We start from the raw sequence: 22,429 nt of genomic DNA, 5'->3' as shown, positions 1-22,429 counted from the left end.
TCACACCTGGATGTCCTTGATCACAGACACTGTCCTCTCGGTGCCTTTCATGAAATACAGGTAGATCTTGTAGTCTCCCGGCGAGAGGTCTATCGGGAAGGTCAGGGTCGTCGTACCGGCGGGCAGGGTTTCTGCACGGGCGATCTTCGCCACCTCCGTCTGCTTGAGGTCACGGGTCTCAAAGACCGTCACCTGGACCGTACCGTTCACCGCTCCCGAGGGGTTATCGACCGTAACCTGCAGGTCGCCGTCTGCATAGCGCACGTCCCCGAAACCTATTGCCGTGCACCCGGCAGTCCCCGCGACCATGCAGAGGCAGATCCATATCAAAAGGGAATGTCCAATCTTCAATCAGGCCACCATGAGAGTGTCACTGCTGAAAAAAGATATATCCTTTGGTCTGCTGTCGTGACACAATCATTTCAGATTCTGGATAAATAATGAGAGCGCTTCATGCACGTTCTCCCCGGACTTCGCGGATACAAGGTATACAGGTGCGTCCCCGTTCTCACGGGCAAAGCGGGAGGGAGACGAACCGGGGAGGTCGCACTTGTTGAGCATGATGGCGTACGGGACATTTCTTGTGACAAGCCACTCTGAGAGACGCTCGACCATGGGGTCGGGGCCAGCCGTCGAGTCGACAACGACGATGGCACCGTCCATGCCGCGGGCGAGGATCTGCCTGACGAACTCAAAACGTTCCTGACCGGGCGTTCCAAAAAGATAGATCGTCTCCCCCCCGGCCTGGACCTTCCCGTAATCCAGGGCGACCGTCGTCGTTCCACCCTCGCACCGTGCCTCGATATGCCGGGCGGCAGGGTCCAGACACTGGATCAGGCTGGACTTGCCGGCATTGTACGGCCCGAAGACACAGAGCTTGAACTTACCGTGTGCCATCACCAATGCTTAGGGCACTGCCCTATTTTGATATTTCGATATGGATTGCACAAAAAATCAAAGTTTAAAAAAAAATTGAAGGCACCAGAAAAGTCAGATCAGCCCCGTGAGTATTCCTTACATCTTCTCGACGGTGACCCTCACCCTGTCACCGGCCTTGAGGCCATGTCCCTTCGGGACGTCGATATTGAACCAGAGCTGGGCAGGGTCTTCGTCACCGCCACCTTTTGGTCCCTGTTGCATGATGCAGTCCTTGTGCTCGTTGACCCGTGCAACAAACTCGATCTCTGATTCAAATGAGATGATTTTTTCCATGCTCTGATGTATGGCACATGATACTACTTATGCTGCGCGCGGACTGACCATCCATGTCGTGGAATTGGAGTAACTCCAGCGGGTAATCTCAAGTTCGTCACAGATCTCCGAGAGGATGGCAAGGTTCGTCCCCACCTCCTTTGCAGAGAGCCCGAGATCGTGAGCGATGTACTTCGACTTGAAATAGTGTTTGCCTCTTTGTATGCCTGATTTGAGGTAATGAACAATCCGGCATTGAGTCTCGTTATACTGCTCCCGGATACTCTTTTTTCCATTCATCTCAATACCTCAGCGTGTTAGACTTGTATCCTGCGCATTATAAATAGTTTGTGTTTTCAGGAGCGGACAACGGAGCGATTACATCGGGAAATCCCCTACGGTCTTACCCGGATGAGTCCCTTTAAAAATACGGGGATCAGAGATCACCGCCTTCTCAGCGCAAAGAGGAGGAGTGCCGCTGCTCCGAGGGCAGGGATAATAGTCCCTGATGCCTGTGTCATGGTCGTCACCGGCATTGGTGTTGTAGTTGCCGCCGTTGTCAGGGACGGTGACGGTGTCGGGACCGTCATTGTCGCAGTCGTCGTTATAACTGTCGTCGGGAGGGTGGTAGGTGCTGTCGTCGTTGCCGTTGTCGGGGTCGTGTTCACCGCGATCTTCTCGCCAACAGAGAACGTGATAATATTGGAGTCATCCGCATAGTCCGCGAATCCCTGCGGCGATGTCCACCTGGCCTGGACCTTATATGTCCCCTGCTCGAGGTTATCAAGCACCAGTGCTCCAGGCATGCCCGGGTCGTCGGTGTATATCTCTGACCCCCTGAGGGGGATATTTGAATAATCAACACCCTGGAAGGATGTGAGTTCAGCACCTCCAGGTGTTATAATAACGATCTCAACGGCGGCCGTTGTATCCCCTGCCCGATAGTTCTGGCCTACACGGGAGGAAAGTTTGATTGCAATGGGTGTCCCGATGGGTATCGAGATGCCAGATATCCTATCTGAATGATTGGGTGCTGCAAGGACCGCATCAATCTCCACTTCGGGATAGCGGATCATAATCCAGTTGCCTGCGTCTATTCCCGGACTATAGGCATAATATGTGCCAGCATCGTCCTCGACATCGACTTTTCTTAGTTCAAAGTTCGTATCGTCCTCGACCGATATCTCATTGGCCACCCCTTTTGCAGGGTTATTGTCGGTGTACAGACGAAGAGCCGTGACCGGAACATCAGGTGCATTCCTGAGGGCTGTCAGGTTCAACCCGGTCTCATAGACAAATATGGTATCTCCCGGACTGACATCGGAAATTGTTGCCCCTCTTGCCGCGACCGGCGTTGCAGCTGCCGCAGAAAGGAGGAGAATGGTGCAAAAGAATACAGCCGGCAGTGAACGATAGCGTGGATTCATAAGATTCCCTCACCCCCTCATATCAGTCACGTCATTTATGCCTTTCGACAGGGCGGGAGAAAAAAGATTGGGAATCCAGTCCCGGGATCAGAGTTCCTCCACTTCTGCCTGGCCGATCTTCTCGACCAGGCCGGAGAGGGCGGCATCGCGCATACCCTCGACGAACTTGATGGACCCGACGACAAGGTGGCCGCCGCCGCTGATGCCGCCACCGGTGATCTCGTCGCGGAGTTCGCGGACCATCTTCGGGATGTTCATGAGGACGCCGCGGGACCTGAGCACAGCAAAGTCCGGGCCGAAGCCAAGGGTGACGACCGGTTCGCCCGGGTGCTGCTGGCAGAGACGGTCGTGGATCTCACCGGCCGTCTTCCCCGGCGGCGGGAAGGTGAAGCGGTGTGCGAAGATCTCCACGTCGATCCTGAAGAGATGGGCGCCGTTCGGGAGGACTTCCTCGACCACATGGGGCATCGAGGCGGCCATCTGGTCCTCGATCGCTTCGTTGGCCTGCTCGACAAGGAGGTCCACGTAGCGCTTCTGGAGGTCGCGGTTCTCCTTGAGGTTCAGGATGTCCTTGATCAGTTCCCTGCCGTCGTTGAACCTGAGCCAGAACTGCTCATAGTCGAGGGCGAGGGCGATGTCCTTGCAGGCGTCCTCGGAGTACTCGTCCGCGACCAGGTCAAGATAGCGCTGCCTTTCCGGCGCCTCGCTCCTGTCGCCGACACCGGCGACGGCCGGGAGGTGACGGATCAGGTTGCTCACCTTCGGGTTGATGAGGCGCGCCACCTCGGTCCCGAGCATGCCGGCCGTGATCCCGAAGTCGCCGCCTGCATGATAGGGGTTGACGTGGGCGATGACGTACTCGTCGACGATGGCGTCGGGGTGGTGGTGGTCGACGACGATCATGGGGAGGTCGTAGACCCGCGCCATCTTCATCGAGGGGAGGTCCTCCTCGGTCGATCCGTTGTCCATCAGCACAATGAGGGGCATCTTCTGCCCGAAACGCTCGTGGTCCTTGAGGGCGAAGTCGAGGTCGCGCGTGATGTCCTCGACCTCATAGAAGGGGGCCTTGGACGGGGAACGCTTGAAGAGATAGTACGCCGTGTCCAGGTCGTCGCCCTCCTCCCGCATCAGGGAGATGACCGCCTGTTCGACGGCGGCCGCCGCACAGATGCCGTCGGCGTCGGCATGGTGGCGGAGGATGATCGGCTGGGCCTCGAAGACGGCGCGCCTGATCAGTTTGGCGACCTTCCTCATCTCGGGCTGGAGCTGTCTGAGGACCTCGCTCTCCACAAGGAGGGGGACGTCCTCGGGCTCTGCCCGTGCGTCGAGGGCGGCCTCGATCCTGTCGTGCACAACCTTTGCATCGTCGCCGGTGAGCGCTTCCATCGAACTGACCTCGATCTGGAGCTGGTTCTGCCGGCGCATAACCTCGCCGGAGACGCAGACAACATCTCCAAGGTCGACCTCAGGGTACGCCCTGACCCCGGCCTCGACGAATGCCGCCGCATTGCCGCTCCCGGACTCGTCGACCAGGGTGAAGATCGTCGGGCCGCTGGTCTGCTTGACCTGCGCGACCTGGGCTTCAAGGGTGATGCTCCTGCCCACCATGGACTGGATCTCCCCCAGTTTCGTCACATGCGCGCGGCGGGTAACGGTCTCCAGCCTGAAGACCTCCGGGACCACCTCGGCGAGGTCGATGTTGCCGTTATTCCTGATATTGATGACCTTGACGTAGATCTGGTCACGTTCTTCGTGGCGCTGGAGGATGTTACTCTTGTGGACAAGCCCCTTCAGCCGGGCGTTCAACTGCACGAAGGTCCCGAAATTTGCAAAGCCCTGGACAGTCCCGGCATAGATCATTCCCTCTTCAACGTCCTCGATCCCGCAATTGGGGCCAAGGGCATAGACAATAGTATCTTCTGTATTCGCCATTTTCGTACTCTCTTGTCTGGAAAGTGCTTATGTATTTTCACCCGAACAGAGGGCGGTAAGACGTTCCTCACCGTCTCTCCGTCCCTTTGCGATGATGAGATCGCCTGCCTGCAGGCGTTCATCACGTCCCGGACGGTACTTCCACCTGCCGTCTCTGCTCCGGATCGCAAAGACGACCATGCCGGTCACCGTCGCAAGCGAGGCCTCGCGCAGGCTTCTGCCGGCGATCGCCGACCTCTCTTTCACCTCAAGTCGCGTGATGATCTCGTCGGACTCGCGCACGATCATCCTGAAGACCGGCGGGATCTCGATGTCGCGGAGGAGGACGTCGACGATGGCCGAGGCGGCGCTGGTGATGGTCCCGGCAAAGGAGGAGAGATGGATCAGGCCGCGGAGGTATTCCACGTTCTCGATCCGCCGCGCCGCCTCAAGGAGCCAGAGGTCGAACTGGTAGCGCATCTCTTCCATCCTCTCGTCGAGGACGACGACCTCCTTCGCAATGTCCTCGTTCGTGAAGAGGAGAGAGGTATAGGCGAGGCCGACCGCCAGTTCGGAGAGGTTCTTCATCTCGATCATGAGGGCGACGGCGCGGTCGAGGTCGTCGACGCACCCGGCCTGGACCCACTCCCTGTGTGGATGCGGCTTTGCGCCGGACATCGTAAAGAGGGGCGTGATCCCGGCCCTGAGGCCCTTTGCGAGGATGATGTCACCGGCAAGGGTCTTAGAATACTTGTCGGGGTCGTAGATCCAGCCTGTACCTCGCCGGACTGCGATGACGCGCATACCCGACCGGCTCTGGAGTTTCACCTCGCCGAGGGTCGTGCCGTCAAGGAGAGACCCGGCATGCACCTCGGCCCTGACCGTCACCTCTTCGGCTTCGGGCAGGGCGTCTCGGAGTTTCTGCGGGAACTTTGCTCCTCTCTGTATGAGTCGTGCGATCTCCGTCGCAGAATTGGAGATCCTCTCGGCCGACTCAGCGATCTGGAGGAGTCCGCTCATCGCCTCGGCTTCCTCAACCCGCCGCGCCCCCAGGATCGCCGAGATCCGTGCCTGGTACGCGTGCCTGTTCATGACCTCTTCGAGGTTCTCGACTTCGCCGGCGATCTCGCGGCTCTCAAAGAGAATTGCAGAATAGGAAAGGTCAACCATCAGTTCAGAGATATCCTTCATTTCGATGAGGACATCCTTGAGGCTGGTCGGCTGATACTCGACTTCCATCATGAATCTGTACCGTCTTCACTCTCAATAGTGTTACGAGAGTATATTAATGCGCAGTTTGCACACCGGCCTTTCTTACACGACGAGGTCGATGACCGCAACAAGGACCACGGCGCCGAGGAGGTCGATGACGGAGCAGATGACCGGGATCCCGAAGTTGTCGGGGTCGAGGCCGAACCGGAAGGAGATCGTCGCGGTGAGGTGGGCGATCCCGTTCACCAGGGTCATGACGACCGCGCCGGCGAGGGTGGCGATGGTGACCATGGGGATGAGGCCGGGGGAGGGTGCCCCGAGGAGGAGGGCCGCACAGTGCGCGAGGGCTGCCATCAGGGGGAGGAGCAGGAAGGTGAAGAGGTAGGTGTGGGCGAACTGCACCAGCACCTCCCTTGAGGGGGTGAGGGAGGGGGTGATGATGCCGAGGTGCATCTCGGTGCCGAGGCGCGAGCAGAGGATGCCGCCGATGGACCCGCAGATCCCGGCAAAGGGCGGGATCAGGATGAGGAGGGCGGCCATGCTCACGAGGCGGTCGAGGCCGAGGGTGTAGGTCACGCCGGCAAAGGTCCCGAGGACGGAGAGGCAGACGAGGAGGGGGAGGACCTCGGTGGAGATCCGCCGCACGCGCCCGCCCTGTGACCAGGAGTAGAGGCAGGCCGCGGCGGTGCATACGAGCACGACCCCGAGGAGGAGCGTCCTCGTCGCGGGGGGGAAGGAGAGGACGGTCACGGCCGTGATGGTGAGGACCGGGATCGTAACGAGGTCGCCGAGGGTCGTCACGGCGGGGGCGGCGATCATGTCCATGTCTATGCCCTGCCTGTACGAGAGGACGGAGACGAGGACGGTAAAGCCCATGACGATGAGGCCGGCGACGATGCCGGCGAGGACCGATATGAGGACGAGGTCGCCTGTGGCGATCACCTCGACACCGGCGACGACGCTTGCAAGGCGCGCCACGATGCCGAGGGCGACGGCGGTCGCAAGAGTGAGTATAAGAGAGACGTGGAGGTTCTCGGCAAGGACGCCGTCTTTGTGGAACCCTGTCGTGAACTCGCCGAGGTGCATGGACGAGGAGAGGCGGGAGGCGAGCACGCCGGAGATGCTCCCCCGCATATTGATCGTCGGCGGCACCAGCACGAGGAGGCCGGGGATGAGGACGAGGACCTCACGGACTGAGGAGAGATAGGACCCGGCGACGACGGCAACCGCGGTGCTGATGAGGAGTGCCGCAAGCCCTGTCAGGAAGAGGCGCCGCTCGCGCCTCGCACCGTTTCCCGCCTTCATCCTCAGCCTCCGTCATTGCCGTCACTCCCTGAAAGGAACTTCCACCATCGTCAGATCCGCTGGTGCAAGCACCTCGCCTTCAAACTTCTCCTCTGCATCCCGTATATGGTTTGTCATCGAGGTATAGCGCGAACTGATGTGGACGAGGGCGAGGGAGTGGGCTTTGAGTGCCGACGCCGCTTCGCCGGCCTCACCGGCCGTCGAGTGGAAGACCTCTCCGGCGCGGCCTCTCTCGGAGTCGTCGAAGGTGGCGTCGTGGATGAGGAGGTCGGCCCCTTCGAGGCCCTCTGTCTGGAGGTGGTGGATGGGGCGGGTGTCCCCGGTATAGATGATCATCCGCCCGGGCCGTGATGTCCCGAGGATCTGGTCGGGGGTGATCGTCACCTCGGCACCGTCGCGCGTTACGGTTACGCTCTCCCCGCGCTGGAGGCGCCCGAAGAGGGGGCCGGGCGGGACGCCGAGGGAGATCGCCTTCTCGCGGTCGAACCTGCCCGGCCGCACATCTTCTCTGAGGACATAGCCAATGCTCGGCATGCCGTGGGCGGTCGCAAAGGCTTCCACCTGATAGCCCTCGAACCTGACGGCCATGCCGGGGGCTAACTGGATGGGCTGGAGGTCGAAGCCGAGTTTTGTCCGCCCGATCTTGATGGTGTAGTCGACGAAGTCGTGCACCCCGTCGGGGCCGTAGATGACGAGGGGTTCTGTACGGCCGTTGAAGGCCATGGTCTGCACAAGCCCGAGGACACCGAGGAAGTGGTCGGCGTGCCAGTGGGTGATGAAGATGGCGTCGACGAGGAAACCGGTCCGCGCCCGCATCATCTGCTGCTGGGCCCCTTCGCCACAGTCGAAGAGGAGGGTGTCGGAACCGTGTCTGACCATGACGCACGAGGGGTTGCGGTTCGGCGTCGGGAGAGCGCCGGCCGTACCGAGGAAATACACCTGCAGGGTCTCGCCGGCTATACGAAACACCTCCTGAAAACGTCAAGGCTTTTCCGCGCCTCGTCGAGGTTGCGCCCCTCGACCACGGCCACGCCGCCGTGGTAGCCGGCGGCGACGGCGTGCCCGATCTTCTTCCAGTCCTGTGTGCCGTCGCCAAGGGCGAGGTGCTCGTCGGTGGCGCCGTGGTTGTCGTGGATGTGCAGGTGGTCTGCCTGCCCAATCTCCCCCAGGAAGGCGTCGGTCTTCCTGACGGTGTTTGCGTGGCCGAGGTCGAAGGTGACGCCTATCCCGTCGATACCCTCGGTGAGACCGAGGAGTTCAAAGGGGTCGTGACAGAGGAAGTCGGGGATGTTGATCATGTTCTCCAGGCAGGCGACGACGCCGTGCTCTTCAGCGCATTTTCCGATCTGCCGCAGCGCCTCTTTCTGGAGGTCCCATACGCGGTCGGGGAGCAACTTCCCTGCGGGGGAGAGGTAGCCGGGGTGGATGGTAACCCTGTCGGTGATGTCGGCGGCGTTCTCGATGCAGAGGCAGACCTGCCGCACAGACTCGCGCCAGATGGGGTCGTTGATGGAGGCGAGGTTGAGGTCGGCGTAGGGGGCGTGCACCGTCGCCTTCAGGTGCGTGCTGTCGAGGACGTCGCGGATCGCCGCCTTGTTCACCGGGTTTTCGAGGCGGTAGTGCCCGTCGGCCGAGATCTCCCAGCCCGCGTACCCGCACTCCTCGATGCCGAAGACCCAGTCCACCGACTCCCAGACCTTCGAGGAGGAGGCGAAGTACGGTTGAATGCTCATGCGCACCCCTCCAGGGCGTCGAGGAGGTGCCGGGCTTTTGCCCTGTACTCATCCATCGTGCCTTCGTTCTCGAAGAAGACGTCGGCCATGGCGAGGGCGTCGCCAAGGCCCCAGCCGAGTTCACGCTCGTCGCGCTTCCTGAGGTCGTCGGGGGATGCGGGGTCGTCGGACCTGCCGCGGCTGCCGAGGCGGGTGAGACGCGTCTCGAAGGAGGCCTTCACGCCGACGAGGAGGAAGGAGGGGAAGTGTTCCCTGAAGATCTCGACCTCGGCGCTCCCCCTGATGCCGTCGATGACGGCGACGGGGGCGCCTGTGGCCTCCACCTCGGGGACGGTGATGAGGGCGATCGCCCCCATGCCGTGCTTCGCGCGGAGGTCTGAGGAGATTTTTCCCATGTTCGTGTCTGTCAGGGGGAGTCCGGCGGTGGTGACCGCCTTCCTGATGGCGTCGCCCATCACCACGACCGGGATCCCTTTCTCTGCTGCAATCCGTGAAAACTCGCCTTTGCCGCTTGCCGGCATGCCGACGATTCCGATGACTTTCATCTCTCGCTTCTCCTCTCCTGCTCGATAATACTCTCCGCCCTGACGATCCGCCGCCCTTCGTAGGCGACTTCGCCGTCCTGCCGCGTCCTGATCCTCACGCTCCGCCCGAGGCGGTCGGCGACGGCCGCGAGTTCCTCGAAGTCGAGGGGGGCGACGCCGGCGATGACGCCCTGCTGGAGGACGAGGTCGATGCCTTCCGCGTCCTTTGCGATGTAGGCGATGTCGTCCTCGCACCCCCGGAAGGTCGTCACGACCGCCTCGAACTCCGGGAGTCTGCCGGCGTGGTGGGCCGCGGTGCAGAGGCGGAGCGACTCCTTCACCCTGTCTGCGAAGTCCTCCTTGAGGAGGTTGTTGTAGTGGCGCCACTGCGTCTTGAGGTCGAGGGAGACCTTGTCGACGAGGCGTCTTTCAAGGAGCGCCCTGATCGTCGCCGGGTAAACGCCGTTTGTCTGAAGGCCGACGCCAAGGTCCATTGCCTGCACGCCCTCAGCAAGGGCGAGGAGGGCCTCCTTCTGCATCGTCGCCTCGCCGCCGGAGAAGACGACGCCGGAGACGAGGAGGGAGGACTCTTTGACCATGGCAAGGACGTCGCCGATCTCCCGCTCGTCCGTGCCGTCCTGAAGGGCGGCGTTCTGGCAGTAGTGGCACCGGACAGGGCAACCACGGAGAAAGACCGTGCAGACGGCCCTGCCTCTCCAGTCCACTGTGCTGAGCGGGACGAAACCGCCGAAGTTCACCTTCAGAAAAACCACCGTTGTATATCATGGGCGAGCGGTTTTATAGAATCTATCGAACAGTGCAGGAGGACGGCGATATGCGGTGGTCGGGGATGGAGATCGGTATCTTCATGGATGCATACTCCAAGACTCCCGTCCATGGACACGCCCCTCCCCCTTCTCCTGATCATGGCGGCCCTCCTGCTGGCAGGCGGGTGTCTCCAGCAGACGGCCGATGTACGAAGCCTGGAAGAGACGCGGCAGATCGGATATGATGCGATCGCAGACCTGGACCGTGAGATCGAGGCAGACCCGGAGAATGCCACGGCATGGTGCACCAAAGGCATGTATCTTAACAACATCGACGGTCAGTACAACGCCTCCCTCGAGTGCTATGACAGAGCACTCGCCCTCGACCCGGACTATGCCCTTGCCTGGTACGCAAAAGGTATCGCGCTCTGGAACCTCGGAGACGACGGTGGTGCCGACGGTTGCTTTGAGAAGGCCGTGGGTCTTGACCGCTCCCTCGCCCCCTATGTGCCGTCACGTCCGGATACAGAATACGGGGCATCGGCCGTCTCAATCGCCACAGGCGACTGACGTGAAGCGGATTTCCCATCAGGATATCTGACCCTGCTCCACCTCATCCTATTTCTGGACTATAGGAGGGCAGGAGGGCGACCTCCCGGTGAATCGACCTATGCCGTATCAATCCTGATCGGTCCGGTATTTCCCGGCAGGCACCAGGACCTCGAACCGTACGCCTTTCCCTTCTGTTCCCGTCTCCCGGATCGTCATGCCGGTGATGCCAAGAATTTCCCGCACAAGGAAGAGGCCGAGGCCGGAGTTCCGCCCGAAGCCCCTGTCAAAAATTTTTTCTTTCTGGGATATGGGGATGCCGGCACCGTCGTCTTCGTAGACGATCACTCCAGTCCCTCCCTCCTCGTGGAAAGACACCTGTATCCGCGTCGCACCGTCTCCGTGGCGGATGGTGTTGTCTACCAGGTTAAAGAACACTTTTTCAAACATGGGGTCGGCAAAGACCTCCAGCGTACCGGTGGAGATGGTAATCCCTATGTCGCAGGGGGATGCGTTCTGGTATGCACGCTCCACGACCGTGCTCACGCAGCAGTACACCGGTGATCCCGCCCCCATGCTCCGATAGTCCTGCATGAATGCGATCTGGTCCTGTATCGCCCCGGTTGCTGTCAGTATCCTGCGGAGGTATTCCCCCTGCTGCCCGGAGGCTGGCAGTTCATCGGAGAGAAAGTGTGCATATGCCGCAATGACACAGATCTGGTTGATGACGTCATGGCGTGTAATGCTGGAGAGGAGAGTGCTCTTTTTGTTGGCCTCAGCAAGTGCGTCCTGCGCCAGTTTGGCATCGGTGATGTCCCGGAGTATCCCGGCCACCCGTACGGGGCGACCGCCTTCGCCGCGACTCATCACCTTTCCCCTGATGTGCACCCAGCGCCAGGTCCCGTCCTTCCCTGGTACCCGGCACTCACTCTCGTAAAAAGGTTCATTTTTCGAGGTGACCTCACCCATACGCTGGAGGAGGACCGGGGAGTCCTCGGGGTGCACACGCGTCTCGATCTCTGCGGCCGGGATCATCTCTTCCCTGAATGTATCTCCATTCCATGCGTCTGTGATAGAATGGACCGTCACCTTTCCCGTCGCCATGTCCCAGTCCCAGATCCCGAGTTCTCCCCCCTGGATCGCAAGTTTCAGCCTTTCTTCAGCGAGGATACGCATTCTCACTTCTCTATTCAGGTCCGTCCAGCGCCTGAAGGTGAAGATGCCGATCCCGACCGAGATCACGAGGACTGTGAAGAGGACTTCGTCGAGTTCCCATGCTTCATATGTCGCGGCCCATGAGGCGAGCATCTCAAAAGCATCCATGTATAATGCAATCAGGAGAATGATCACACCCGAGGCCGTGAGGATCAACCCATCATGCAGGGTGCGACTGCTCTTGAGAGGGGTTGTCAGCCCGTTGAGGCCCATCCTATTTCTTTTGGGAGGTTCGGTATATAGTACCTTCGATATATGATCTGGATATCTGTTTGGATTATTAAAAACAGAAGAAATTTCATGGAGGATAACGGAAATAAGGGTTTTTCTGATCATGCCGCCATGTGCGCGGGACATGGTGGAGATCTAAAAATTGCTTGTTAAAACGTAAACAAATTTACTTGTCCGGAGAACAAGCAAAATTTAGCGAGCGCCGGCAAAACAGAGGGTTTATGTCAGAGTTTACCCAACAATGAAGGCATGGGATTAATTGAGGACGCAAAGCGCGGCGTCATCACCGAAGAAATGAAGACAGTCGCGGCAAAGGAAGGAGTCACCGAGGACTTCGTCCGCCGCGGCGTGGCCGAGGGCCATATCACCATCCCGGTCTCGCCGTACAGGAAGGTCAAGATCTGCGGTATCGGCGAGGGCCTCCGCACCAAGGTGAACGCTTCCATCGGCACCTCCACCGATATGGTGGACGTTGACCAGGAGATCGAGAAGGTAAAAATGGCCGAGAAGGCCGGCGCCGACACCCTGATGGAACTCTCGACAGGCGGCGACTTCCTGGATATCAGGCGCAGGGTCATCGCGGCGACGACTCTCTCCGTGGGGAGCGTCCCCCTGTACCAGGCCTTCATCGAGGCCGCACAGAAGAAGGGCGGCGTCGTCTTCATGGACCCCGACGACCTCTTCAGGATCACTGCGGAGCAGGCGAAACTCGGCACGAACTTCATGGCCATCCACACCGGCATCAACCTGGAGACGATGAAGAGGCTGAAGAACCAGGGCCGTCACGGGGGTCTCGTCTCCCGCGGCGGGGCCTTCATGACCGCATGGATGCTCCACAACGAGCAGGAGAACCCGCTCTATGCGGAGTTCGACTATCTCCTTGAGATCCTCAAGGAGCACGAGGTCACCCTCTCCTTCGGGAACGGCATGCGGGCCGGTGCAGTCCACGACGCCACCGACCGGGCGCAACTCCAGGAACTGATCATCAATGCCGAACTCGCGGACAAGGCCCACGACTACGGCGTGCAGACGATCATCGAGGGGCCGGGCCACATCCCGCTCGACGAGATCCAGGCGAACGTCGTCGTCCAGAAGAGGATCACCAACAGGAAGCCCTTCTACATGCTCGGCCCCCTGGTCACCGACATTGCGCCGGGCTACGACGACAGGGTCGCCGCCATCGGCGCATCCCTCTCCTCGGCCTACGGCGCCGACTTCATCTGCTACGTGACCCCGGCAGAGCACCTCGCCCTCCCGACCCCCGAGGAGGTCTACGAAGGTGTGATGAGTTCCCGGATCGCCGCGCACGTCGGCGACATGATCAAGCTGAAGAAGAGAGACGCCGACCTCGAGATGGGCCATGCCCGCCGCGACCTCGACTGGGACCGGCAGTTCGCTGTCGCCATGAACCCGGAGCGCGCAAAGAAGATCAGGAGCGAGCGCATGCCCGCCGACACCGATGGCTGCACGATGTGCGGCGACTACTGTGCGCTGAAGATCGTGAACAAGAATTTCCACTTCTAAATTTTCTTTTTTTCAGAGTGAATTCCTCGTATCTAATCAGGAGGATACCTCTGAAGGTGCTTCCTGCACTCCTTGAAACAGGGGCCGTGACGTCAGGCTCATGGGCTTCGAAAATGGAAGGATGATGATAATCCTCTCTCGGGGGGATTGCATCCTGTTTCACAGAAAAAGAGGGGAGGAGCGGGGATCAGTACACCCCCTTCCCGAGTTCGGGGGCCGCGGGGACGTACTGGAAGAACGTCCCCGTCCCCTTTTCTCCTTCGACAGTCCCATGGAAGTAGTAGGTCGGTTTGAGGTAGGGCTGTTTGTCTCCCGGCGGGCTTGCATAGTAGCAGAGTTTGATCTCATCGACGGTCGCTTTTTGCGGTGAATTCATCGTCGTGACGATCCCGGTCTGTTTGAGTTCTTCAATCGCCTCTCCGGGAGAGAGGATCTCGAACTCTTTATAGGGTTCGGCCTCGCGCCAGCGCTTGGCGACCTTAAGGATGTCGCCATCCCCCCCAACGGTGACATATATCCCGTTTCCGGCCACTGAAAGGTTGCTCAGTGTGCCAGTGAAGAGGACTTTAATGTCCTTATAGTTTTGAATGGACGTTTCGTCGGTACTATTCAAAAAGAACCCTTCACCATGCGTAACGCCTGAATACACCGCCCCTTCAGGCATGAGATCGTGAGAGATGAGAAACGTCCCGGCGATCTTCCGTGCCTCCTCGTCGGTCGGGAGATTTTCAGGGCTGTCCCTGGGGTCTACTCCACTCCACCTCTTCTCCCACGTGTATGTCATATAGGCCGTTTCTTTTTCGATCTCAAATGTATAGGGATCTTTTTTAATAACATAATTGATTTCATCTTCCTCAAGCGGTCCGGACATCCCAAACTTCTTCGCCATCTTCAGTGCATCCTCTTTCGACACAGGAGTGTCGACCGTCCTGTAGACCATGGCCTTTTCAGGATATCGAGGGAGGGCAATGTCGAGGGTGACTTCAGGAATATTCTGTACGCCGTACGGCCCGGCAACTTCAATCCCCCTATGTACGTCTTCGTCTGCCTGCGGATATTCCACCGGCAGCAGCGTCGTCCCGCCGATGATCAGCAGGAGGACGATGAGTCCAATTGCGATCTGTTTTTGTGTCATCTGACTCACCTCTGTATGCATGGCTTTACGACGTACTGAAACGCTGGCGGATCTCCGGGCGGGGTGGACGATGCGGGACGGGTACCCGTGGTGCGACCTCCCGTACTCGTCGGAGGTTGGTCTCCTCGTCGCAGAGGGCGACGACGAGTTCTGACAGGGCGTGGGCGCTCACAAAACCCGCCCCGCCTGACAGGGCAGGGGAACGTAATGGGAGGTATATATATAGACAGAATATATGTTAATTGATTAGAGGCGATCAGAGATGACATTACTTTTGGACGATGACGAGTGGGCGGAGTTAGAGGACCGTCTGGCCCATCCCGAGAAATATGAGACCGAGGGGGGCCGGAAATTTATGGAAAGTGTGATCGATCTTGAGAACTCGGTGGACGTAATGGCGAGGCGGGTTCACATTCCGGCCAGGTTTTTCGAGGAGGGTGAATTTTGAGAGGAGGTGGCAGGGTTAGAATTCTGAATGATATGACACCGGTGGACACCTTTTGTTGTTCCAGTCCCGAATTGAATCATTTTTTGAAATACGAAGCCCTTGAAGATCAAGACAACGCGCTATCTGTGACTCGCGTGGTGTATGATGGCGGGGGCACGGTCGTGGGTTTTTTTACGCTCTGTGCGGACAGCATCTCAAGAAAGAAAATCAACCACGACCATTCTGGCGTCCCCGGATTTCATTACCCCTGCTATCCCGCGATTAAACTTGCCCGGATGGCGACGGACAGGAGGTACGAAGGCAGAGGGGTGGGGAAACTGATGCTGAATTATTCTTTGTCTCTTGCTCGAATCTTATCAAAAACGGTAGGGTGTCGTATCCTGACCCCGGATCCTAAATTACTGTAGGAATCTCTATCAGGGTAAAATCGTACGCCATGCATCCGATTTTGAAAAATGTACCTGAAGGCTCTGGAAAATCACTCGTGACCTGAAGTTTTGGAATGAAGAAGGAGAATGCTCTGATCCGAATTGCCGGGGTACGTGCTGATCAACTCCCCGGAGACGGTCGTCCCCGGATCTCGGGTTGTAATTGACAGGGGTACGGCGGGACCGCGATCCGGTGAGTGGTCCTTTCATATGAGAAGAGAAAGACCAGAGCGAATCTACAGGTCCAGGTATCACAATCTTTGGTGTCTGTCCGGTTTTCAAAATTCAAAAAAGACAGACTGATATCCCCCTCCTCCCCATCCTCATTTATGAAACCGGAAAACCAGAAGACTCTCGACGACTTCCTCTCCCATGCCGACACGATGGCCGACGACGTCCTTGCCGAGACCGGGAACTGGCTCGGCACCGTCCCCTTCATCTTCACGGTGATGCGCGAGCGCCCCGAGGCCTTCACCCTCTCCGCCCTCGGCGACTACAGGACAGCCAGACCTGCAAGCATGGACACGAAGACCGCCGAACTCGTGGCGATCGCCGCCGCCGCCGGTGCCGGCGCCGACAAGTGTATCAAAGTGCATATCGGAGCGGCGGTCCGGGAGGGGGCGACAAGGGACGAGATCCTCGACACCATCCTCATCGCCGGCGTCATCGGCAAGACGCACGTCCTCGCCTCCTCCCTCCGGGCCTTCAAGGAATCGTTCCCGTGAGGGGAGGCCGAAGAACAGTTTTCACGATATCTGTGCAGGGTCTTTGAATGTAAAATGGGGCAGTCGAAGACCTGCACCGACTGTATGTCTCCAGCACAAAAAATGGAGAAACTTTACCCGAGGTTTTTGACGACGTCCTCGCAGGTCTGGACGGTGATCTCGGACCGTGCCACGAGGCGGGTGGCAAGGAGGGGCGCCGTCTTTGGGTCGAGGGCGATCGCGTGGTTGAAGCACTCCATCGCGTCCATATAGGCATCAGGGTTGGGACTGAAGGAAGCCTCGCCCGACATGCCTGTGATGTCCCTGAACGCCTCCCTCATCTGCTTCTCCTCCCGTATCGAGATATAGAGGAGGGCGTCTCCCTTCTTGATCCATGCCCCTGCATCGTCCGGCCGTGCCCGGACAATCCGGTCATAGTAGCCGACCGCCTCGTCGTACCTCCCGAGGAGGAGGCTTGAAGCGCCGGCGGTCTGGAGTGCCCGGAGATCATCCGGGTCGACGGCGAGGGCATTCGTGCATGCCGCGACGGCACCGTCAAAGTCGCCGGCCATCATGAGCACCTTTCCCTTCTCGGAGAGAATTTCTGCACCCCCATCACCGGCAGTGAGGGCACGGTCATACCAGGCGAGTGCTTCGCCGTACTTCCCCTGTGCCGACAGGGCCTCCGCCTTCACCCTGAGAAGCCCGGAGTGGTCGGGAACAACCGTGCCCGCAACGTCTGCACAGAATGCCGCCGCTTCGTACTGCTCGAAGGATACGAGAGTGGAAGCGGCCGCGGCGCCGGCATCGCCGAACATTGAGGAGAGGTACGCGGGGTCATCGGCGATGCGGTCGGAGAGGGCGAACCCTGCAATGATCAGGACACCGACGATGAGGAGGAGCCACTTGATCTTCACATTTTTTTATTGACCGGATTTCAGAGATATAACTTTCTATATTTTCGTCGGAGTGTGCGTACGGTACGTGGATTTGTCTCTCAAATCAGTACCAGATCTGTCATTCAAAAAAAGAAGCGGGGTTAACTCCCCTGCAGGTGTTCTGCCGGATATACGGGTTTCTGCTGCGACCCGAGGGCCGCCTCCAGTTTTTCGGAGAGGGCCGTGATCGCGGCGAAGTCCTTCTTCTGGGCGTAGTTCGCCGCCCTCAGGTCTTCGGCGAGTTTCCTGACCGTCTCGTCGCCCCTGCCGGCGACAAGGCCGGCGCGCTTCACCAGGGCCGCCGCCTTTTCGAGAGTGCTCTTCTGCTCGCCGGAGTACTGGATCTCCCAGGCAAGGCGCTCGAACTCCTCGCGCCGCTCGGGCGGGAGGGACCCTTTCACCTTCTCGAAGGCGAGGTCGAAGTGCCTGCCGGTGACCCGCACATTCCCGATGGCGTCAGCCCGTTCCTCCGGCGACTTGTCCTTCATCGCCCCGATGAACTCGCGCATTGCCGCAAGTTTCGCCTCCCTGACCACGGCCTCGATGTCGGCGCCGACATAGCCGTCGGTCCGGGCGACAAGGTCGTCGACCTTCACGTCGGCCGCAAGCAGGTCCTCGACGCCCTTCAGGTAGACCTCGAAGATCTTCTTCCTGCTCGCCGCATCGGGCGGCGGCACATAGATGATCCGGTCGAGCCTGCCCGGCCGCAGCAGGGCGTCGTCGATCATGTCCGGCCTGTTCGTGGCGCCGAGCACCATCACGTTCTTCAGTTCCTCGAGGCCGTCCAGTTCGGTGAGGAGCTGGGAGACGACACTCTCGGTCACGTGGGAGGATGTGGCGTACGAGCCGCGTTTCGGCACAAGGGAGTCGATCTCGTCGAAGAAGACGATCGACGGGGCCGCCTGCCGCGCTTTCCGGAAGATCTGCCGCACTCCCTTCTCCGACTCGCCGACCCACTTGGAGAGGAGTTCAGGGCCCTTCACCGAGATGAAGTTGCACTCGCTCTCGTTGGCCGTCGCCTTGGCGAGCATGGTCTTCCCCGTTCCCGGCGGGCCGAAGAGGAGGATACCCTTCGGCGGCTTCGTGTGCATGCGGCTGAAGACCTCGGGGTACTTCAGCGGCCACTCCACCGCCTCGGAGAGTTCGCTCTTCACGTCGTCGAGGCCGCCGACGCTCTCCCACTTCACGTCAGGCACCTCGACGAGCACCTCGCGCATCGCCGAGGGTTCGACGTGCTTCCTCGCCTCGTCGAAGTCCTCGCCCGTGACCTTGAGGTTCTCGATCAACTCGGCCGGGATCTCCTCCTCGATCTTGATCTTCGGGATCACCTGGCGGAGTGCGTGCATTGCCGCCTCCTTCACGAGGAGGGCGATGTCCGCGCCGACGAAGCCGTGGGTGGTGTCGGCGAGGTGCTGGAGGTCGACGTTCTCGGCAAGGGGGACGCCCCGCGTGTGGACCTGGAAGATCTCAAGCCTCCCCTTCTTGTCAGGGATGCCGATCTCGATCTCACGGTCGAACCTGCCGCCGCGGCGGAGGGCCGGGTCGATTGCGTCAGGGATGTTCGTGGCGGCGATGACGACGACCTGGCCGCGGGCCTTGAGACCGTCCATGAGAGCGAGGAGTTGCGCGACGACACGTCTCTCCACCTCGCCCTTCGTCTCCTCGCGTTTCGGGGCGATGGAATCGATCTCGTCGATGAAGATGATCGTCGGGGCGTTCTCCTGCGCTTTCTCGAAGACCTCCCGCAGGCGTTCCTCGGACTCGCCGTAGTACTTGCCCATGATCTCCGGGCCCGAGATGGAGATGAAGTTGGCATTCACCTCTGTTGCGACGGCCTTGGCGATGAGGGTCTTCCCTGTTCCCGGCGGGCCGTAGAGGAGCACGCCCTTCGGCGGTTCGATGCCGAGGCGCTTGAAGAGTTCGGGGTGGCGCATCGGGAGTTCGATCATCTCCCTGACCATGTCGAGTTCGCGGCCCAGGCCGCCGATGTCCTCGTAGTGGACGCCGGTAGCCTCCTTGCGCATGCCTGCACCGGGCTTGTACGGCGTCTCCTTCAGGTCGACCTCCGTCGTCTCCGAGATGATGGCGACACCCTTCGGGGTCACCTTGCTGATGACGAAGGTGAGGGGGTTGCCGAGCACGTTGACCCGCAGGGTCTGACCCTCGAAGACAGGCCGGCCGATGAGGAGCCTTTTGAGGTACTGCTCGCCGCCGACGAGTCTGATCGGCTGGGTCGGCTGGATGACGACCTTCTGGCCGTAGCCCACCTCCACCCGCCCGATCCTCACGGTGTCGTCGATGCCGACGCGGGCGTCGCCCCTGATGGTGCCGTCGATCCTGATGACATCTCTCCCTATGTCTTCGGGATAACTGGGCTTCACGATGGCGGCGGCCTTCTGCTTGCCCTGGATCTCGATCACGTCACCGGAGACGAGACCAAGGTCCTTCATCACGTCAATGCCGAGACGCGCGATGCCGCGCCCGGCGTCCTCGTAATAAGCCTCTTTAACAGTAAGGTCTCGATAATCTTTCTGCATACTATGCACTCCCCCATAGAGTGTTTACTCAAAGTTAGTGGTCATACTATTTTAAGTTTTTCCACAGTGGCAGAGGAGAGTCTCGCATTCCGTAATGATCGCGTCCATCTGCCGATCAAAAGGTTCGTGAGGGACGGCCCCGACTTCCTGGCCGGCGAAGGCGATCCCGACCGTACGGATCTCCGGGCACCCTGCAAGAAAGCGGTCATAATACCCCGCACCGTACCCGAGGCGGTTCCCCGACCTGTCGAAACCGACCATGGGGACAACGATTGCGTCGAGGTCGGCGGGGGACGCCGGGATCTCGTGGCCGATGGGTTCGGGCACATGAAAGGTGCTCTCCACGAGCATACCCCTGTTTTCGAGATAGGAGAGGCGGAGGGTATGGGTCTCCTTCTCGATGATCGGGACGACGACCCGCGTGCCGCGGGCAAGGAGGGCGTCGATGAGACCGGTCGTATCGACTTCAGGGGGCTTTGAGACATAGACCATCACAGTCCCGGCCCCGTCGAGATAGGAGAGGAGGCGGGAGGTGACAGCCCTGCTTTTTTCCTGGATCTCGTCTGCGGAGAGGGCGAAGCGGAGTTTTTTCACGCTGTCCCGCAATGCCTGTTTTGCCGCAGGATGCTCAGGACGCACAGCATTCATCCATAGTATATCCCTGCCTGCCGGGGATAAAGAAATCTCTTGCCGGCGCACCTCTTTGAAAACCCGCCCGATTACTCTCCAGTAAACCCTGAGGCCCCTCCTGCGAGACCATACGTACCTCCTGTGCCCCGATTCCCATAAAACATAAGTACAGGGCGGCATGATTGACTCTGGTATGTCTGCAAATGTTACGCTGTCAGTCCCCGCCGACGTTCCCGGCACGGCACGGGCGACCTATATCGAGAATTACACGACTATCACCCACGGGTCCGGCCGTCTCATGCTCTTCGCCGGCGACCAGAAGATCGAGCACCTCAACGACGACTTCTTCGGCGAGGGGATCCACGAGGACGACGCCGACCCGGAGCACCTCTTCAGGATCGCGGAGAAGGGGCGCATCGGCGTCTTTGCGACGCAACTCGGCCTCGTCGCACGCTACGGCCGGGACTACCCCGACGTCCCGTACCTGGTCAAACTCAACTCCAAGACCCACCTCGTGAAGACTGCCCAGAAAGACCCGTACAGCCCGATGATCTCGACGGTCGAGCAGGTCGTCGCCTTCCGCAACCAGAACGACCTGAAGATCCTCGGCGTCGGCTACACGATCTATCTCGGCTCGGAGTATGAAGCCGAGATGATGAGGGAAGCGGCCCGGATCATCTTCGAGGCCCACCAGCACGGCCTCGTCACCGTCCTCTGGATCTACCCCCGCGGCGCGGCGGTGAAGGACGAGAAGGACCCGCACCTCATTGCAGGCGCCACCGGCGTCGCCGCCTGCCTCGGCTCCGACTTCGTCAAGGTGAACGCCCCGAAGAAAGAGGGCGCGGTCTCGGCCGAACTCCTCCGCGAGGCGACCCGCTCCGCAGGCAGGACGCAGGTCGTCTGCGCCGGCGGGTCGAGCATCGACGAGAAAAAGTTCCTCAAGGAACTCTACGACCAGATCCACATCGGCGGTGCGTCCGGCAACGCAACGGGCCGGAACATCCACCAGAAGTCCCTCGACGAGGCCGTGCGGATGTGCAACGCCATCTCGGCCATCACCATCGACAATGCATCCCTTGAGGACGCCGTCGCGCTCCTGAAGGGCAACTGACCCTTTTTTTCTTTTTGCCATCCCCTGCCGGGGCGGTGTTCTTATAGGGGATCTGATATAGAGAATTTCGGAGACTGAAGATGACGACACTGCAAGACTATCTCCGGGCGGCAGGCTGCGAGGCCGGGCTGCAGGACCTCATCGAACTCATCGCACGGCAGGCGACCCCGATCAGGGAAGCCTTCATCACCCACCAGGCCTATGCCGGGAGCGAGAACGTCTACGGTGAACAGCAGGCGGCAATGGACACCTGGGCCGACGAAAGGATCATCGGGGCGGTCCGCGACTCCGGCCTCGTGCGCGAACTCTCCTCAGAGGAGCAGGAGGAGGTGCTCACCTTCGCCGGTGCGAAGCAGGACTATGCCGTCGTGATGGACCCGATGGACGGGTCGTCCCTGATCCAGACGAACCTCGCCGTCGGGACGATCGTCGGGATCTTCGGCAACGGGTCTGTGCGGCAGAAGGGGCGGGACCTGAAGGCGGCGCTCTACATGCTCTACGGCCCCATGACGACTCTCACCCTGAGCGTGGGCAAGGGCGTGCAGATCTTTGCGATGGACCACAAGGGCGTCTACCGCCTCCTCGAAGCGGACGTCAGGATACCCGAGGGGAACCTCTACGGCACCGGTGGGAAGAGGCCCGAGTGGACGGCGACGCACACGGCGTTCATCGAGACGATCGAGAAAGAGGGTGCGAAGGTCCGCTACACCGGGTCCTATGTGGCCGACTTCCACCAGATCCTCAAGTACGGCGGGATCTACTGCTACCCCGCCCTGAAAGACAAACCGAAAGGCAAACTCCGCCTGATGTACGAGGCCGTCCCCGTCGGTTTCATCGCCGAGCAGGCCGGGGGCGCGATCACCGACGGCACCCGGAACCTCCTCGACGTGGACCCCGACGACCCGCACC

Annotated in this window: 24 protein-coding genes; 7 read left to right on the top strand and 17 right to left on the bottom strand. The window is 60.1% G+C overall.

Annotation, left to right across the window (positions count from 1 at the left end; genetic code table 11):
• From Q0520_RS01980 to Q0520_RS01925, 12 genes are all read right to left on the bottom strand, one after another.
• Entirely contained in the window at positions 1-330 is a 330-nt protein-coding gene (locus tag Q0520_RS01980; protein WP_298665899.1) for a hypothetical protein, read from the bottom strand.
• Between the two features lie 87 nt (positions 331-417).
• Positions 418-897 carry an ATP/GTP-binding protein gene (locus Q0520_RS01975; protein ID WP_298665897.1) on the bottom strand — a complete coding sequence of 160 codons (480 nt, stop codon included), beginning with the start codon at positions 895-897 and terminating at the stop codon, positions 418-420.
• A gap of 117 nt (positions 898-1,014) precedes the next feature.
• Positions 1,015-1,212, bottom strand: a complete 198-nt coding sequence (locus Q0520_RS01970; protein ID WP_298665896.1) for a hypothetical protein — start codon at positions 1,210-1,212, stop codon at positions 1,015-1,017.
• Between the two features lie 27 nt (positions 1,213-1,239).
• Positions 1,240-1,491, bottom strand: a complete 252-nt coding sequence (locus tag Q0520_RS01965) for a hypothetical protein (protein WP_298665894.1) — start codon at positions 1,489-1,491, stop codon at positions 1,240-1,242.
• Positions 1,492-1,634: 143 nt separating this feature from the next.
• The gene (locus tag Q0520_RS01960) at positions 1,635-2,618 is read right to left on the bottom strand and encodes a DUF3821 domain-containing protein (protein WP_298665892.1); all 984 of its coding nucleotides are present in this window, start codon (positions 2,616-2,618) and stop codon (positions 1,635-1,637) included.
• Positions 2,619-2,705: 87 nt separating this feature from the next.
• A complete protein-coding gene (locus Q0520_RS01955) occupies positions 2,706-4,550 on the bottom strand; it encodes a DHH family phosphoesterase (RefSeq protein ID WP_298665891.1) in 1,845 nt (614 codons plus the stop codon).
• A 27-nt stretch (positions 4,551-4,577) separates the two neighbouring features.
• A complete protein-coding gene (locus Q0520_RS01950; protein ID WP_298665889.1) occupies positions 4,578-5,771 on the bottom strand; it encodes a potassium channel family protein in 1,194 nt (397 codons plus the stop codon).
• Between the two features lie 72 nt (positions 5,772-5,843).
• Positions 5,844-7,046 (bottom strand): magnesium transporter, encoded by a 1,203-nt coding sequence (locus tag Q0520_RS01945; RefSeq protein ID WP_298665887.1) that lies wholly within the window; start codon positions 7,044-7,046, stop codon positions 5,844-5,846.
• Between the two features lie 21 nt (positions 7,047-7,067).
• Positions 7,068-8,006 (bottom strand): ribonuclease Z, encoded by a 939-nt coding sequence (gene rnz, locus Q0520_RS01940; protein ID WP_298665915.1) that lies wholly within the window; start codon positions 8,004-8,006, stop codon positions 7,068-7,070.
• Complete coding sequence (locus Q0520_RS01935) at positions 8,003-8,779, bottom strand: sugar phosphate isomerase/epimerase family protein (protein ID WP_298665885.1); 777 nt, start codon at positions 8,777-8,779, stop codon at positions 8,003-8,005. The genes rnz and Q0520_RS01935 overlap by 4 nt, the downstream gene beginning before the upstream one ends.
• Positions 8,776-9,324: a dephospho-CoA kinase gene (locus Q0520_RS01930; protein ID WP_298665883.1), complete on the bottom strand. Its 549-nt coding sequence runs from the start codon at positions 9,322-9,324 to the stop codon at positions 8,776-8,778. Before Q0520_RS01930 ends, Q0520_RS01935 begins: the two co-directional genes overlap by 4 nt.
• Positions 9,321-10,076 (bottom strand): anaerobic ribonucleoside-triphosphate reductase activating protein, encoded by a 756-nt coding sequence (locus Q0520_RS01925; protein ID WP_342765228.1) that lies wholly within the window; start codon positions 10,074-10,076, stop codon positions 9,321-9,323. The genes Q0520_RS01930 and Q0520_RS01925 overlap by 4 nt, the downstream gene beginning before the upstream one ends.
• Positions 10,077-10,199: 123 nt before the next feature.
• Here Q0520_RS01925 and Q0520_RS01920 point away from each other — a divergent pair, with 123 nt between their 5' ends.
• A complete protein-coding gene (locus tag Q0520_RS01920; RefSeq protein ID WP_298665881.1) occupies positions 10,200-10,640 on the top strand; it encodes a tetratricopeptide repeat protein in 441 nt (146 codons plus the stop codon).
• 108 nt (positions 10,641-10,748) lie between these two features.
• Here Q0520_RS01920 and Q0520_RS01915 read toward each other — a convergent pair whose 3' ends face one another.
• Positions 10,749-12,047 carry a sensor histidine kinase KdpD gene (locus tag Q0520_RS01915; RefSeq protein ID WP_298665879.1) on the bottom strand — a complete coding sequence of 433 codons (1,299 nt, stop codon included), beginning with the start codon at positions 12,045-12,047 and terminating at the stop codon, positions 10,749-10,751.
• A 267-nt stretch (positions 12,048-12,314) separates the two neighbouring features.
• On the opposite strand from Q0520_RS01915, the gene thiC reads away from it, so the two are divergent.
• Positions 12,315-13,589 (top strand): phosphomethylpyrimidine synthase ThiC, encoded by a 1,275-nt coding sequence (gene thiC / locus Q0520_RS01910; protein WP_298665877.1) that lies wholly within the window; start codon positions 12,315-12,317, stop codon positions 13,587-13,589.
• A gap of 187 nt (positions 13,590-13,776) precedes the next feature.
• Here thiC and Q0520_RS01905 read toward each other — a convergent pair whose 3' ends face one another.
• Positions 13,777-14,724, bottom strand: coding sequence for a hypothetical protein (locus tag Q0520_RS01905; protein WP_298665875.1), 948 nt, complete (start codon positions 14,722-14,724; stop codon positions 13,777-13,779).
• Positions 14,725-14,743: 19 nt separating this feature from the next.
• On the opposite strand from Q0520_RS01905, the gene Q0520_RS01900 reads away from it, so the two are divergent.
• The 3 genes from Q0520_RS01900 (at position 14,744) to Q0520_RS01890 (ending at position 16,325) form a co-directional block, all read left to right on the top strand.
• Positions 14,744-14,878, top strand: coding sequence for a hypothetical protein (locus Q0520_RS01900; RefSeq protein WP_298665873.1), 135 nt, complete (start codon positions 14,744-14,746; stop codon positions 14,876-14,878).
• Positions 14,879-14,986: 108 nt separating this feature from the next.
• Entirely contained in the window at positions 14,987-15,172 is a 186-nt protein-coding gene (locus Q0520_RS01895; RefSeq protein ID WP_298665871.1) for a hypothetical protein, read from the top strand.
• Between the two features lie 757 nt (positions 15,173-15,929).
• A complete protein-coding gene (locus Q0520_RS01890) occupies positions 15,930-16,325 on the top strand; it encodes a carboxymuconolactone decarboxylase family protein (protein ID WP_298665869.1) in 396 nt (131 codons plus the stop codon).
• Between the two features lie 113 nt (positions 16,326-16,438).
• Here the strand turns inward: Q0520_RS01890 and Q0520_RS01885 are convergent, their stop codons facing one another.
• The 3 genes from Q0520_RS01885 to Q0520_RS01875 all read right to left on the bottom strand — a co-directional run bounded on the left by Q0520_RS01885 (position 16,439) and on the right by Q0520_RS01875 (position 20,427).
• Complete coding sequence (locus Q0520_RS01885; protein WP_298665867.1) at positions 16,439-17,221, bottom strand: tetratricopeptide repeat protein; 783 nt, start codon at positions 17,219-17,221, stop codon at positions 16,439-16,441.
• Between the two features lie 122 nt (positions 17,222-17,343).
• Complete coding sequence (locus Q0520_RS01880) at positions 17,344-19,779, bottom strand: CDC48 family AAA ATPase (protein WP_298665865.1); 2,436 nt, start codon at positions 19,777-19,779, stop codon at positions 17,344-17,346.
• Positions 19,780-19,830: 51 nt separating this feature from the next.
• Positions 19,831-20,427, bottom strand: coding sequence for a 5-formyltetrahydrofolate cyclo-ligase (locus tag Q0520_RS01875; RefSeq protein ID WP_298665863.1), 597 nt, complete (start codon positions 20,425-20,427; stop codon positions 19,831-19,833).
• A 175-nt stretch (positions 20,428-20,602) separates the two neighbouring features.
• Between Q0520_RS01875 and Q0520_RS01870 the strand changes: the two genes are divergently transcribed.
• Together Q0520_RS01870 and Q0520_RS01865 are read left to right on the top strand one after the other, a co-directional pair.
• Positions 20,603-21,520, top strand: coding sequence for an aldolase (locus Q0520_RS01870; protein WP_298665862.1), 918 nt, complete (start codon positions 20,603-20,605; stop codon positions 21,518-21,520).
• Between the two features lie 80 nt (positions 21,521-21,600).
• Positions 21,601-22,429 (top strand): class 1 fructose-bisphosphatase (locus Q0520_RS01865; protein ID WP_298665860.1); only part of this gene is annotated, 829 nt, incomplete at its 3' end.

Origin of the sequence: uncultured Methanofollis sp., assembly GCF_937919355.1 — an archaeon.
In the GTDB taxonomy this organism is placed as follows: domain Archaea; phylum Halobacteriota; class Methanomicrobia; order Methanomicrobiales; family Methanofollaceae; genus Methanofollis.
Note: the sequence above shows the minus strand (reverse complement) of the source record. Positions and strands in the feature narration are given on the sequence as shown.